Source organism: Desulfosporosinus sp. SYSU MS00001 (assembly GCF_049943955.1).
Classification (GTDB): Bacteria; Bacillota; Desulfitobacteriia; order Desulfitobacteriales; family Desulfitobacteriaceae; genus Desulfosporosinus.
The window spans coordinates 197,451-210,733 of sequence record NZ_JBNFTW010000006.1 but is presented as its reverse complement, the minus strand read 5'-3'; the positions used below and the strand labels follow the sequence as shown (position 1 = coordinate 210,733).

The 13,283-nt window shown below is 41.3% G+C and carries 13 protein-coding genes; 10 read left to right on the top strand and 3 right to left on the bottom strand.

What is annotated here, in order from left to right:
• Positions 1–250 precede the first annotated feature (250 nt).
• From ACPUYX_RS12935 to ACPUYX_RS12925, 3 genes are all read left to right on the top strand, one after another.
• The gene (locus ACPUYX_RS12935) at positions 251–1,618 is read left to right on the top strand and encodes a hypothetical protein (protein ID WP_426380059.1); all 1,368 of its coding nucleotides are present in this window, start codon (positions 251–253) and stop codon (positions 1,616–1,618) included.
• Positions 1,619–1,641: 23 nt separating this feature from the next.
• Complete coding sequence (locus ACPUYX_RS12930; protein ID WP_426380058.1) at positions 1,642–2,397, top strand: PRC-barrel domain-containing protein; 756 nt, start codon at positions 1,642–1,644, stop codon at positions 2,395–2,397.
• A 311-nt stretch (positions 2,398–2,708) separates the two neighbouring features.
• Positions 2,709–3,527 (top strand): VanW family protein, encoded by an 819-nt coding sequence (locus tag ACPUYX_RS12925; RefSeq protein ID WP_426380057.1) that lies wholly within the window; start codon positions 2,709–2,711, stop codon positions 3,525–3,527.
• A gap of 137 nt (positions 3,528–3,664) precedes the next feature.
• Here the strand turns inward: ACPUYX_RS12925 and ACPUYX_RS12920 are convergent, their stop codons facing one another.
• Positions 3,665–4,417, bottom strand: a complete 753-nt coding sequence (locus ACPUYX_RS12920) for a TSUP family transporter (protein ID WP_426380056.1) — start codon at positions 4,415–4,417, stop codon at positions 3,665–3,667.
• Positions 4,418–4,682: 265 nt separating this feature from the next.
• Here ACPUYX_RS12920 and nth point away from each other — a divergent pair, with 265 nt between their 5' ends.
• From nth to ACPUYX_RS12895, 5 genes are all read left to right on the top strand, one after another.
• Entirely contained in the window at positions 4,683–5,330 is a 648-nt protein-coding gene (gene nth / locus ACPUYX_RS12915) for an endonuclease III (RefSeq protein WP_426380055.1), read from the top strand.
• Between the two features lie 180 nt (positions 5,331–5,510).
• The gene (locus tag ACPUYX_RS12910) at positions 5,511–6,305 is read left to right on the top strand and encodes a fumarylacetoacetate hydrolase family protein (RefSeq protein WP_426380054.1); all 795 of its coding nucleotides are present in this window, start codon (positions 5,511–5,513) and stop codon (positions 6,303–6,305) included.
• Positions 6,306–6,551: 246 nt separating this feature from the next.
• Complete coding sequence (locus ACPUYX_RS12905; protein WP_426380053.1) at positions 6,552–7,370, top strand: menaquinone biosynthesis protein; 819 nt, start codon at positions 6,552–6,554, stop codon at positions 7,368–7,370.
• Positions 7,371–7,375: 5 nt separating this feature from the next.
• A complete protein-coding gene (locus ACPUYX_RS12900) occupies positions 7,376–7,717 on the top strand; it encodes a GIY-YIG nuclease family protein (protein ID WP_426380052.1) in 342 nt (113 codons plus the stop codon).
• A 54-nt stretch (positions 7,718–7,771) separates the two neighbouring features.
• Positions 7,772–8,176 (top strand): methylglyoxal synthase, encoded by a 405-nt coding sequence (locus ACPUYX_RS12895; RefSeq protein WP_426380051.1) that lies wholly within the window; start codon positions 7,772–7,774, stop codon positions 8,174–8,176.
• A gap of 123 nt (positions 8,177–8,299) precedes the next feature.
• On the opposite strand, the gene ACPUYX_RS12890 is transcribed toward ACPUYX_RS12895, so the two are convergent.
• Positions 8,300–9,688, bottom strand: a complete 1,389-nt coding sequence (locus ACPUYX_RS12890; protein ID WP_426380050.1) for a uridine kinase family protein — start codon at positions 9,686–9,688, stop codon at positions 8,300–8,302.
• Positions 9,689–9,909: 221 nt separating this feature from the next.
• On the opposite strand from ACPUYX_RS12890, the gene thrC reads away from it, so the two are divergent.
• Positions 9,910–11,385, top strand: coding sequence for a threonine synthase (gene thrC / locus ACPUYX_RS12885; protein ID WP_426380049.1), 1,476 nt, complete (start codon positions 9,910–9,912; stop codon positions 11,383–11,385).
• Positions 11,386–11,462: 77 nt separating this feature from the next.
• On the opposite strand, the gene pheA is transcribed toward thrC, so the two are convergent.
• Entirely contained in the window at positions 11,463–12,326 is an 864-nt protein-coding gene (pheA, locus tag ACPUYX_RS12880) for a prephenate dehydratase (protein WP_426380048.1), read from the bottom strand.
• Between the two features lie 434 nt (positions 12,327–12,760).
• On the opposite strand from pheA, the gene ACPUYX_RS12875 reads away from it, so the two are divergent.
• Complete coding sequence (locus ACPUYX_RS12875; protein WP_426380047.1) at positions 12,761–13,240, top strand: adenylate cyclase; 480 nt, start codon at positions 12,761–12,763, stop codon at positions 13,238–13,240.
• Positions 13,241–13,283: the final 43 nt, after the last annotated feature.

The window sequence follows — 13,283 nt, the reverse complement described above, 5'->3', positions numbered from 1 at the left end:
ATAAATACACTAATTCGCCATTATCTTGGAATGCTTGCAAACTATAGCTGATCGAAGAAGGAGAAAGTAATTTTCTGTCGAATCTAATTAAAGATTGTACAGATGGAGGGGGGACCCGCTTCTGGCATATGAAGTTATTGTTTTTTTGGGAAGTGTTCCATTTATAGCCTTTATCACTTTACGAGCAAATACTTGGGGATTGACCAAAAGGAGTGCTATTCTTATAGCCTTCTTATTGTGTGGAGATGTAATGGCTTTCCCTTTTGCTCTTCAGTCTGGAGGAACAGGGTTATGGCTAATTTTAACCATGATTCTCATATTCGCGGGCGCTGCTTGGCCGAGTATTATGAAAGTTATGAGAAAGCAGAATCCGAATTCCCAAGAAGACATCTATGCTGAAACAGTGAATAGAGACAACAGAAATGAACAAATTAATCTCAATCCTATGAATTTACTAGACCAAAGTACTTATTTAAAAGGGCTTAAAATCAATAATAACGCTGAGCCTCGCGATGATAAAGAACCTTGTTATAATTATTTAGGTTTTAGCGAATCAGAAGGTAGTAGGGAGGAAAGAAGTTTTCAACAAGCTCAAAAACCTTCCGAATTCATCGCCTTTGGAAGTACCGATAGTATCGAGATTTCAAGGATAGAATTGATCGATGTGTCGAAGGAAATAAAATCGGCAGAGGAAGCCGAGGTGGTACCGGACGAACCGATAATGGAAGCCGAGGTACCGGACGAACCGATAATGGAAGCCGAGGTACCGGACGAACCGATAATGGAAGCCGAGGTACCGGACGAACCGATAATGGAAGCCGAGGTACCAGACGAACCGATAGAGGAAGCCGAGGTGCCGGAAGAACCGATAGAGGAAGCCGAGGTGCCGGAAGAACCGATAGAGGAAGCCGAGGTGCCGGAAGAACTGATAGAGGAAGCCAAGGAATTGGACGAACCGATAGAGGAAGCCAAGGTGCCGGAAGAACTGATAGAGGTAGCCAAGGAATTGGACGAACCGATAGAGGAAGCCGAGGTGCCGGACAAACCGATAGAGGAAGCCAAGGAACCGGACGAACCGATAGAGGAAGCCAAGGTGCCGGAAGAACTGATAGAGGTAGCCAAGGAATTGGACGAACCGATAGAGGAAGCCAAGGAACCGGACGAACCGATAATGGAAGACGAGGTAGCGGACGAACCGATAGAGGAAGACGAGGTATCGGACGAACTGATAGAGGAAGCCAAGGAATTGGATGAACCGATAGAGGAAACCAAGGAATTGGATGAACCGATAGAGGAAACCGAGGTACCTGAAGAATCCGTTATGATAGAAGCAAATTTAGATGAGCTTCTTGACTTAGGTTTTAACGAAAAATTTGCTGGAAATTTTGCTCAGGCAGCTGTTTATTTTCTTCAAGCGTTATCTCTGGAACCTAAGCCCGATTTAGCTTTTTATTTAATTCTGGATTGTTATTGGCTCTGGAAAAATATTGGGGAATCTGATTATGCAATTTCTAGGATTATGGGTTATGCCCAAAAATATAGACCACAATTTAGTTTGGATTTACAATTTCAATTTGAGGTCTGGCTAAAGAAAGAAGACCTCGAGAAATATTTATAAATAATAGGGGGCTGGTTTTTAAAATGAAACCTACGAAAGAAATTATTGGATTAAGGATTATCAGTATTGCCGATGGTACTCAAGCAGGGGCCGTAAAGGATATCGTCCTTAATCCTCAAGAAAAAACATTAGACTTTGTGATCGTTGATCAGCCTACAGATTATTTGGGAGCGAAAATTATTGCCTTTAAAGATATTCTAGGCATAGGCGAATTTGCAATGACAATTCCTAACCCTGGTGTTATTCAAGATGTTGCTCAAAATACGGAGGCTCAAAAATTATTAAATCTTGATACTCGGGTTATAGGTACAAAAGTATTAACCAAAAAAGGACAGTTGATTGGAGAAGTAACGGAAATTCTCCTTGATGAAGAAACGGGACAGATTTCTGCTTGTATCTTCGAGTCTAATGGACAGGTCCATGAAATCGGAGCTGAGAACGTTATAACTTTAGGAAAAGAGTTACTCATTATTGAAGGATTTTCTGCAGAAGAGGAAAAGGAAAAGCAACAACTCAGCAACGTTGATCCTATAGTCAACAGTGTGACTGAATCTACAACTGCACAAGAGGTATCTCCTGTAGTTGAAGAGGATAAGGGATTTAACCTTTTTGAACAACGCCAACTACAATATTTTATCGGCAAAATGGTAGAGAAAGATATTGCTTTGGATAACGGAAATGTCTTGCGAGCGGGCGAACGGATTACTCCGGAGATGATATCTTTTATAACTTCACGCAGCACTCTGATGGAAATTACATCTCATTTACAGAAAAATTAAGGAACTGAAAAACAATGAAAAGGGCTGGGTTCATTCTTACCGTGTTACTCGTTCAATTATGCGTAACTTTAAGTCTGGGGAGCGTTGCAACTTACGCGAGTACACATGATCGCGCTCCCTCAGGTTTAATAATTTGGGGCCGGAATTTTTCTGGTTTGAATCGAGCTGAAATAGCTTCTGAATTAAAAAAGGATATACCAAATGCTATAATCTATCAAGGGAAGAGTTTCCCTTTAAAATTAGAACGCTCATACGCTAAAATTGACAACTGGCTTAACCAAATATTCCCGCCCGTTTCTGGAGTATGGTACTTGGATGTATTGCAAAGCTTAACACATAAACCTGTTTTGAATTCAGTTCTTGAATTAGATCGAGCCGATATTGTTTCTCAATTGAAAGCTATTGGTGCTCAAATTGATAAACCTATGATTCCGGCATCTATATCTTATATGAATCGTCATTTCGAAAAAACTTCAGGCCAAAATGGTCAAGCTTTAAATATTGATGCGACTTTTAATAAAATTACCAATGACCATATAAACAAACAAGTTGATGCTGTGGTTCAAGAAATCCCTGTCCAACCTGCTCCAATCGAAATCGACAAGATCAGAGATGTTTTAGGAGATTATACAACCTATTTCAGCCCTCAAGATGCTTCTCGAACTCAAAATGTAAGATTAGCAGCTAATGCCATAAATAACTACTTGATTGCTCCAGGCAAGGTTTTTTCCTATAATAAAGTTGTTGGAGAACGTACCGAGACGGCAGGATATCTTCCGGCATACATTTTTGTGGGTCAGGAAGAGATTAAGGGGGACGGAGGAGGCGTATGTCAAGACTCCAGTACCTTATTTCAAGCTGTTCGTGAGGCAAATCTAAAAGTGCTGGAAAGGCACAATCATTCTTTGCCGGTATCCTATGTCGCTAAAGGTCAAGACGCAACAGTTGCCTATGGTTTGCTTGATTTCCGTTTTCAAAATGATACGAAGGATTATCTTCTTGTCAGTGCACTTACCGGTAATAACTGGTTAAGAATACGACTATTTGGAGTGGCGGACCCTAATCATCCTGTTCAACAAGCAGATGGCTATCCAGTTCGTCCTGATGTTTTTAACGAAGATTTCAAATAGTCTTTATACCCTTCAAGACAATTGAGGGATAATAGAAAGCTCCCTAGTCAATAGAGGGTCAAGACCTTGACTAGGGAGCATCTATTTTCTCCTCGTACTATGTAAAGTTAAGAAAATCTAGATCGTTATTCACATTCTCAGAGATATTGAGCTATTAATTTAACAGCAACTAAAAGTGACATTGTGATAAAGATGGGTTTTACAAGAGCTGCACCTCGACGAATTGCAAGTTTTGTCCCTAAGAATGAACCGAGAATCATGGAGATTGCCATTGGAATTCCGTAGAGGAAGAGGATTTTTCCATTCCAAGCAAATAGTATCAGCGAGGCAAAATTACTGACAAAATTCAATACCTTTGAGTTTGCTGATGCAACAACAAAATCAAAACCGAAGAGAGCTATGAAAGAGAAGATTAAGAAGGATCCGGTTCCTGGTCCGAAGAAACCATCATAAAAACCTAAAGCTAAAGCAAAGAAACAACCAGCTATAAGTTTAGAGGGTATTAATTTTTGAAATTTGTTCTCCATACCTAGGTTTTTATGGAGTATCGTATAAATACCGACAATCAGGACTAAGACTAAAACAGCTTTATTAAGAAATTGAGAGCTAACGCTGAGAACGGCCCAGACTCCCAGTAAAGCCCCAATAAAGGTAAAAGGGATCTGCCATTTAACCAAAGGAACATGTACTTTCCCTGAACGTGCGAAGGTTATGGAGCTGTTCAAAGAAGCGGTGCAGGCAGCAAATTTATTAGTTCCGAGGGCAAGATGAGGAGGGACTCCAATTACTAATAGTGCGGGAAGGCTAATGAGTCCTCCGCCCCCAGCGATAGCATCAACTGCTGCAGCAAAAAAGCCCAGTACGCTGATAATTAGAAGATTAAGCCACATATAGATACCTCTCTTTAACCAATTTGCCGAAGGCTTCTTTAGTATACTGCTAGAGAGACTTTTCGTCATCATATTTTATCCACTACCTACCAACACTTTTAATTGGAGTTGAAGGGAGGGGAGGCTCACTTTTTGGCACGTGGGCTGTCACATTGTGGGTTTACTGACGAGAGTAAGTGAAGTCTTGTAATGCTTATAAGGAAGATAACTCTGCGGATTATGGAATTGTCTCATGACGTTGGGTAAAGGTAAGAAAGGAAAAATAATGGATAACATAATGGAAGCTTCTGATTTGGAGTTTATTTTTACTGCCCTGCAAAAAGAGTTCCCTGATGCTCGCTGCGAGCTTGAATTTCATACACCCTATGAACTGCTGATCGCAACGATTTTGTCGGCTCAATGCACAGATGAGAGGGTGAATCAAGTTACAGCATCGTTATTCCAGACTGCCAATACCCCTGAAGGGGTTCTTGCTTTAGGATTAAATGATCTTGAACGTGAAATTCGTTCTTTGGGCTTATATCACAATAAGGCCAAAAACATTCTTGCCGCTTCACAACTATTAGTTGAAAAATACTCAGGGGTAGTTCCAGAAACTATTGATTTATTGCAAAAGCTTCCTGGCGTAGGACGTAAAACAGCAAATGTTGTTGCAAGTAACGCCTATGGAGTTCCTGCCTTAGCGGTGGATACTCATGTGTTTAGAGTAGCTCATCGGTTAGGGTTAGCAGAGGGTAATACTCCAGAAAAAGTGGAAAAAGAATTAATGAACGTATTTCCGCGTGAACGTTGGTCGGATCTGCATCATTTATTTATTTTCTTAGGCAGACGCATCTGTATTGCTCGAAAACCAAATTGTCCAGAGTGTCCTCTCCCATCAGTTTGTAAAATGTTCAAGAGTATTAAACTCTAATACGACAAAATTCATTAATCTTCTTTTTAAAGGCCTTTCATGTTAGAATATATTTCTAAACACAAAGATGTGTTTTGGAAGGAAACTTACTATTAGATAGGAATTAGGGTACAAAAAGTGGTTTGCAGCGGGAAAGAAATAAGAAAATAAATTCATCTGAACATAGAAAGGGTTGAAAACATGAAATTTGTACGCTTTTTGGATCAGAAGAACGATATTAAATTTGGAGTTATAGAAGGGACAAGAATTCAAGTACTTGATCGAACGTTCCTGGATTCCCAAAGACAGTTGACTGATCAATGGGCTGAATTAAACGAAGTTCGCATCTTAGCACCAGTTGAACCTTGTAAAGTAGTATGTGTTGGTTTAAATTATTCATTGCATGTCGAAGAAATAAAGCAATCATTACATCTTAAAGAAAAGGATTCTTCGGCACCCAACGACCCTGTTATTTTTTTAAAACCTCAAACCTGTGTAATAGGTCCCGAAGACAATATTATATATCCCAAAATCAGTCAAAGAGTAGATTTCGAAGCCGAGTTGGCTGTAGTAATTGGAAAAACCATTAAAGGAGTAACTGAGGAAGAAGCCTTTGATTCCATTTTAGGATATACCTGTGCTAATGATGTAACGGCAAGGGATTTACAGCAAAAAGATGGTCAGTGGACTCGCGGAAAATCCTTCGACACATTTTGCCCCCTTGGTCCCTGGGTTGTTACAGATGTTGACCCAAGCAGCCTGGATATTCAGCTTTCCCTGAATGGAGAAACCAAGCAATCTTCCAATACAAAGTATTTTATGGCCTCTGTACCTAAGCTTGTAAGCTTTATATCTCAAGTTATGACCTTGTTTCCAGGAGATGTTGTACTTACTGGTACTCCAGAAGGTGTTGGACCGATGCAGCCCGGGGATGAGGTTGTCGTTAAAATTCCTGCGATCGGTGAATTACACAATAGAATAATTGCTGAACGTTAGAAATCTTTTATACAGTTTTTAAGACCCCCACTCTTATATGTGGGGGTGGGTCCTTCGTTAACTTCAGGTGGGGTAGAGTCCTCCTTCGCCGCTAAGTATTCCTATTGGGAAAGGCGGCTCGGCAATAATGTCCACTGGACATTATTGTATCTGAAGTCCCGATGTTCAGCTTTAGCGTAAGCGAGTTCACTCACTAATAAAAACGTATTTATTGCTCAAAGGTAGAACCTATATGGGGGTAATTTCATGATCCGAATTGGACATAATCCAAATACAAACATGTTGCCGATGTTTCATTTCTTGCCTAAGGAACATCCCCATCTGACCTCAGTAACAGCAGAACCTACTGGGCATAATGCTATGTTGGCCAAAGGTCAAATCGATATGGCGCCGATCAGTGCATTTTCTTATGGCGAGCATTGGCAAGATTATCTTATTCTGCCTAATCTTTCAGTTTCCACGAAGGGGCGAGTTGGATCTATTCTTTTGTTTTCTAAAGTTCCTTTAGAGAATTTGGATGGCCTAACCGTTGCACTAACAGATATGTCAGCAACCTCAGTTAATCTGACAAAGATCTTACTCCATCGCTTTTATGGGGTCTTTCCAAAGTATGTAACCTTGCCTTCGAATTTAGACGATATGTTCCGGCAAGCAGACGCGGCTCTCTTGATAGCCGATTCTGCTATTCGGGCAGCACAAGCAAAGCCGAATTGTTTGATTTATGATTTGGGAGCTGAATGGTTAAAACAAACAGGTCATTCTATGACGTATGCTGTCTGGGCTTTTCCTAAAAAGCTGCTGCCTCAGCAGGCTGAAGAAATCAAGAATGTTTATCATCTGCTCTTGGAGGCAAAATCTAAGGCCTTGAATCGAATGGAGGATGTCGTTCAGGCTTGTCAGGTGATGCTCGGTGGAACTAGTGATTTTTGGAAGGATTACTTTACTCAGTTTCATTATGATTTAGACCCTGGATTATTGTCCGGGCTGCATCAATATTTGGATCTCTGTTACGAGGAAGAATTACTTCCCAGCCGTCCAATTATTGAGCGTTGGCCGGAGGAATAGTGTATATGGGGTACTGGGTGTATCTTGCTCGATGTGGAGATGATACAATCTATACTGGTGCAACGACGGATCTCAAACGGAGAGCGCGTGAACATAACCGGGAGGGTTCTGGAAGACAAGGAGCAAAATATACTGCATCTCATGGCCCTGTATCCTTGGTTCAGGCTTGGGAAGTTAACTCTTGGGGAAATGCTCTGCGTTTGGAGTATGCTATTAAACGGTGTGATCGAGCGGAAAAACTTCGCCTAATTAAAGAACCTTGGGAAATTTGTCGTATTGCTGAAAGGCGAAAGTTGACTTTCTGCATTTCAACCGCGACAAAAGAACTACATCAAATCAATGGTTAGCTCTGACTGAAGAAAAGGGGTTTAAACCTATTTACCAAGAATGAGGTGGACATTTTGAAAATTGCCTTAATCGCCCATGATGAAAAGAAAGCAGAAATGATAGAATTCACCAAAACGTATAAGGATCTTTTGGCTCAATGTCAATTAACAGGTACCGGGACAACGGGTAAATTAATTCAACAACATGTGGGCTTGCCTGTGCAAGCGCTGCTGTCAGGTCCGATCGGAGGAGACCAGCAGATTGGCAGTCTCGTTGCGACACAGAATCTGGATATGATTATATTCTTGCGTGATCCTTTAACGGCTCAGGCCCACGAGCCGGACATTGCGGCTTTGTTAAGAGTATGTGATGTACACAATGTTCCCTTGGCGACGAATCGAAAAAGTGCGGAGATATTAATGGCCTATGTAAAACTTTGTTTAGAAGAACAGCAGGTTAAATCTAGTCAAATGCTTTGAAGAAACGAATTGGGTTGTGTCATTAAAAAACTCCGCCAGAATGTCTGCGGAGTTTTCTTGCCGGAATGTGTAAAAGCTCATTTAAGAAATAATGAGAGTCGACTTGTTGTTTTAGAATATGCGTTAGACGTTATAGATGCTTCCACCTAAAAATTCCCGGAGAATCGAGATAAAAGGAATTGAAGAAACATCCAGGGGACTAAAAAAAGAAAGCAAGGTCAAGAGATGGGCTGCCGTTCGGTAGTAGGGAGAATTGGGAGCTATCGAATGCAGAAGTTGTTCCGCATAGGGACGAAGGGCATTTAATTCATAGAGAAGGCTGGAGTTAAACATAACATCTGCCTCTTCCTGATAGGGGAAAATATTATGGTTTTCCCCGCGCCGAACACTTTCCCATTGTGCTAATGTTCGTTCAGGATTAATAGCGCGGAACTGATTGTCTCGCACGATACGGCGGATAAGTCTTACTTCTGTCGTAGGGACTCTGGTATAGTCATCAATATTTAACTGGAATAAGGCACTGATATAGATCTTAAACATTTGGTTTCTGTCCAGCGAGGGTATTAAACTTGGATTGAGAGCGTGAATTCCTTCGATAACGAGAATTTCGTCAGGACTAAGGTGCATTGGCTTGCCCACCGGAGACCTATGACCGCTGACAAAATCAAAGATGGGGGTTTCGACATGTTCACCATGAATCAGAGCATTAATATGGGCTGCAAGGAGAGGTAAATCTAAAGCTCTTAACGATTCGAAATCATATTGTCCATTAGCGTCACGAGGAGTTTCTTCTCGCGAAAGAAAGTAATTATCTAAAGAGAGAGCGATTGGCCGTAAGCCACTGACACGCAGTTGTGTTGACAATCGTTGAGCAAACGTTGTTTTCCCGGAAGAAGAAGGACCGGATATGAGAATGATACGGACATTACTCCGATGCTCATAAATTCGGTCGGCAATAGACGATATCTTCTTTTCATGCAGGGCTTCCGCCAAGCATATGAGATCATTAGAACCATCTGCAGATATAATAGAGTTGACATCGTCAACTTTGGTGAGATGTAAATTTTCCAGCCAACGCTGACTTTCTGAAAAGGTCGATGATAACTTTTCCGGTGGCACAAAGGGAGCCAAGGTTTCCGGATGGTTAGCATTGGGAAAGAGCAAAATAAAACCCGGAGAGAAATGAATCAATTGGAAGTACTCTAAGGAACCTGAACGATTAAGAGGAGGATAAAGGGTTTTAATTTCAAGATCGTCCAAGCGGCAATGATATGAGTGATCTTGATTTGACTCAAAAGAGATGGGCTGATCCGCTAAAACCCAGCTTTTTAAAGCTTCCTCAAGTTTAATGACTTCCCTTTCTGACATTAATGATTCTTCAAGTTCACAATAGACTCCATCAAGGATAGAGTGAGAGATTTTAAGCTGCTCACCCGGAAAGAGCTTTTTTGTAACTCCGATAAGGCCCAGGATCAAACTCTGGCGATATCTGCGCATTGAATAATCAGACATTCTGGCACCGCCTTTCAAGTGATGAAGTTGTCATTCTGATATCCCACATAATATTCAACATATTATCTCAACTTTCCTTTAGGAAATTAGCAGAGAATTTCCTATAATAATAGTAACCCGGATGGACTTGTCAATTCAGAAGGAATTTGGCCACTTACCGCGAATATACAGCGAATAGATGGTACATAAATAACAAAATTAAAGCCAAGGAGGGAAATGAAATGTATGAAAGCACTCGGGGTAATTTATCGGGGCAAAGTGCTTCCCAGGCAATAGCATTAGGTATGGTACCCAAAGGAGGTCTATTTGTTCCTTCCACGTTTCCCGCCTTAAAATGGCAAGAACTTCAGGGATTATCCTATCGTGAAGTGGCCAAACGAGTCATGGCAGATTATTTACCGGATTTTCCTGAAGAAACTCTCGAGAAAATCGTTAATGTTTACAGTGACGGGACCTTTGACGGGCAAAATCCAGCCCCTCTCGCTTCAGTGGGTAATTTTGGAGTGCTTGAGCTTTGGCATGGTCCGACTTCAGCTTTCAAGGATATGGCTTTACAAGTATTGCCTGACTTATTAAACGTTAGTCTAAAACACATTGGCCTTGATGCGGAAGTATTAATATTAGTTGCGACTTCGGGAGACACGGGAAAAGCAGCCTTGGAAGGTTTTAAAAACCGTGAAGGTATGCATATTGCCGTATTTTATCCTCAAGGCGGAGTAAGTCCGGTGCAGGAGCGGCAGATGACCACTACTGAAGGATCTAATACCCATGTAATAGCTGTCAAGGGTAATTTCGATCAATGCCAGACCGCGGTTAAACAAATGTTCGCCTCGGAAACTCTGAAAGCAAAGCTTTGGGAAAACAAATTAGTGTTTTCTTCGGCTAACTCCATTAACTGGGGGAGGCTCTTGCCACAGATAGTTTATTATTTTTGGGCCTATTTACAGGCGGTTGAACAGCAAAAAGTCGCTCCCGGCGGAGTAATCAATGTAGTTGTACCAACCGGAAACTTTGGGAACCTCCTGGCAGCGTACTATGCTCGGAGAATGGGTTTGCCTATTGCCAAAATTATTTGTGCATCCAATAAAAACAACGTTTTAACTAATTTTTTTGCAACGGGCGAATATCAAAGCCAACGTCAATTTTATCAAACAATTTCTCCATCTATGGATATTTTAATTTCCAGTAATTTTGAACGTTTCTTGTATGAGATGAACGGGCGAAACGCTGACTTGATTAGCAGCTGGTATGATCAGAAAAACCAGGGATCCTTTAAGGTTGATCCCCAAACTCTCAAAAGTTGCCAGGAAATTGTCTTTGCCGGCTGGGCAGATGAAGATGAAACGTTAGCCACGATTTCCCAGAGTTTTAAAGCTTATCGATATGTTTTTGATCCTCATACTGCCGTGGGTATGAAAGTCTATGAAGACTATTGCGCTTCGAGTCATGACTCGACTTTCACTGTCATCGCCTCAACTGCCAGTCCGTTTAAATTTGCATCTAATGTTCAAATTGCCTTAGAGAAAACTCAAGGGAAGCAGAACGATGAATGGCAGGCCTTGAGAGATTTGAGTCAATTAACAAATTGGGAAATTCCTCAAGGGTTACAAGGTTTGGATAAAAAGGAAGCTAAGATCGTTGATTCCTGTCAACCGGAGAAGATTGAAGAAATGTTACTAGGATTATTTGTGGAGTGAAGATTTGAAGAATAAAGAGCCTTTTAGTATCATTATCATACTAAAAGGCTCTTTGCAGGTTAAGAAAGCTAAGATATCTAAAAAATGGTTTCCTCAGGGAGGGCTTTGGGATAGGAACCCAACAATTTAACAGAGATATTTTCTTCTCGCAGGGCCCAGAGAACTTCTTGGATGGGGGGAGCAAACACATAGCCATCCACATCAATAAAGAAGACATACTCACCAAGTTTTCGTTTAGAAGGTCGAGACTCGATTCTAGTAAGGTTAATGCGGCGCTTAGAGAATTCGCCCAGGATTGAATATAAGGATCCCGGGGTATTATTGGCAACAATGAGCAAGGAAGTTTTATCATTTCCATCAGACATATCTGCCAGACGGTGGCCTATGAGAACGAATCTGGTAGGATTAAGTACGACATCCTGAATACGCTCCGCGAGAATATGGAGATTATAAAGGCTGGCAGCTCGCCGCGGACCAATAGCAGCCCAATTTTCCCGAATTGAAGAGATTCTTTGTGCAGCTTCCGCTGTGCTAAGACAAGTAACTTGTTCAACCTGAGGAAGATGCGTTTCCAAAAAATCCCGACATTGACCAATTGCCTGTTCGTGAGAGTAAATGCGTTCAATTTGTTGCAAAGGCATCGGCTCGTGAGTTAATAGGCATTGGTCAATGGGTTGGACAAATTCATAGCTGATAAAGAGATGCTCTGTTTGGCCAAGGATATCCATGGTTACGCCAACTTGTCCTTCTGTCGAATTTTCTAAAGGAATAAAAGCCCAGTCTATCTTTTTTTCATCACAAGCCAGAAGCAGGCGTGGTATGGTGGGAAAGGGGATCAACTGCGGCGGGGATAGGTTAAATTCAGAATGGTCCAGTAAAAAAAGATGGATTGCCTCTTCAGAAAAACTTCCTTTTGGGCCCAGATAACCCATCGTAGACATGATGTTGTCTCCTTCCACTATAAAAAATGATCTGTTCCCTCTCTCTAGCAGATGAAACAGACTTGGAGAATATCCTAATTATCTCTTATCATAATACAGATATACCATGCCAGCAAGTCGTTCAATAAAAGTATTTTAATATTCACTTTGCTTAAGAAGATACTTGCGCAGTGAGAAAGAATTTAGTAAAATTGAAGTAGAAGGTTGGGGAACCTTCTAGGGGATCAGTGGACAAGGTGAAGAAGCAGGCAGTGGAACGTACGCTGCCTGCTTCACTTTTATTCACTTGATCATTAGATTTCCGCTTCTACAAGTTGGAGTGGCTCCCATACCTTGCTTCGGGGTGGGGGTAGGGTCAATGTTCAGTTCTTAGCTGAACGAGTTAACACAGGTAATACTGAATAAATTATTCTAGAATATGGAGAGATGCAACGTTGGCTTTGGAAATTGAACGGAAGTTTTTGGTGAAACAAGAGAACTTGCCGGAATTACACGGAGGTCAATACATAATACAAGGATATTTATCAGAAGTACCGTCAATACGCTACCGTCTCCTTGGGGATTCAATTAAAATAACCGTTAAAGAATTACGGCCTGATGGCAGCCGTCAGGAGATTGAAACATTGAATCCGTCTTCAACTCAAGAGGAACAAGATGCTCTCAAACGGATATCTCTTGCACCTCCTATAGAAAAAATCAGGTATGAGCTGCCTTATGGGGGCCTGATCTGGGAAGTCGATGTATATCAAATGGAAAACCGGGGCTTAATAACGGTTGACGTTGAAATACCGGAAGTAGGATATTTCCTGACGTTTCCAAAGTGGGTTAACTGGGAACGGGACATTACCCATGATTCAGCATACTTTAACATTAACTTGGCTAGAAGACCATATACGACGTGGCAGATTAGATAATTCAGATAGCGGTTACAGCATTTATATAAACTTAATAGAAAAA

Excerpts from the sequence above, each read along its gene's own strand:
- ACPUYX_RS12930 (WP_426380058.1), top strand. The coding sequence starts at position 1,642 with ATGAAACCTACGAAAGAAATTATTGGATTAAGGATTATCAGTATTGCC.
- ACPUYX_RS12905 (WP_426380053.1), top strand. The coding sequence starts at position 6,552 with ATGATCCGAATTGGACATAATCCAAATACAAACATGTTGCCGATGTTT.
- ACPUYX_RS12910 (WP_426380054.1), top strand. The coding sequence starts at position 5,511 with ATGAAATTTGTACGCTTTTTGGATCAGAAGAACGATATTAAATTTGGA.
- ACPUYX_RS12900 (WP_426380052.1), top strand. The coding sequence starts at position 7,376 with ATGGGGTACTGGGTGTATCTTGCTCGATGTGGAGATGATACAATCTAT.
- ACPUYX_RS12890 (WP_426380050.1), bottom strand. The coding sequence starts at position 9,688 with ATGTCTGATTATTCAATGCGCAGATATCGCCAGAGTTTGATCCTGGGC.
- pheA (WP_426380048.1), bottom strand. The coding sequence starts at position 12,326 with ATGTCTACGATGGGTTATCTGGGCCCAAAAGGAAGTTTTTCTGAAGAG.
- thrC (WP_426380049.1), top strand. The coding sequence starts at position 9,910 with ATGTATGAAAGCACTCGGGGTAATTTATCGGGGCAAAGTGCTTCCCAG.
- ACPUYX_RS12920 (WP_426380056.1), bottom strand. The coding sequence starts at position 4,417 with ATGTGGCTTAATCTTCTAATTATCAGCGTACTGGGCTTTTTTGCTGCA.
- nth (WP_426380055.1), top strand. The coding sequence starts at position 4,683 with ATGGATAACATAATGGAAGCTTCTGATTTGGAGTTTATTTTTACTGCC.
- ACPUYX_RS12935 (WP_426380059.1), top strand. The coding sequence starts at position 251 with ATGGCTTTCCCTTTTGCTCTTCAGTCTGGAGGAACAGGGTTATGGCTA.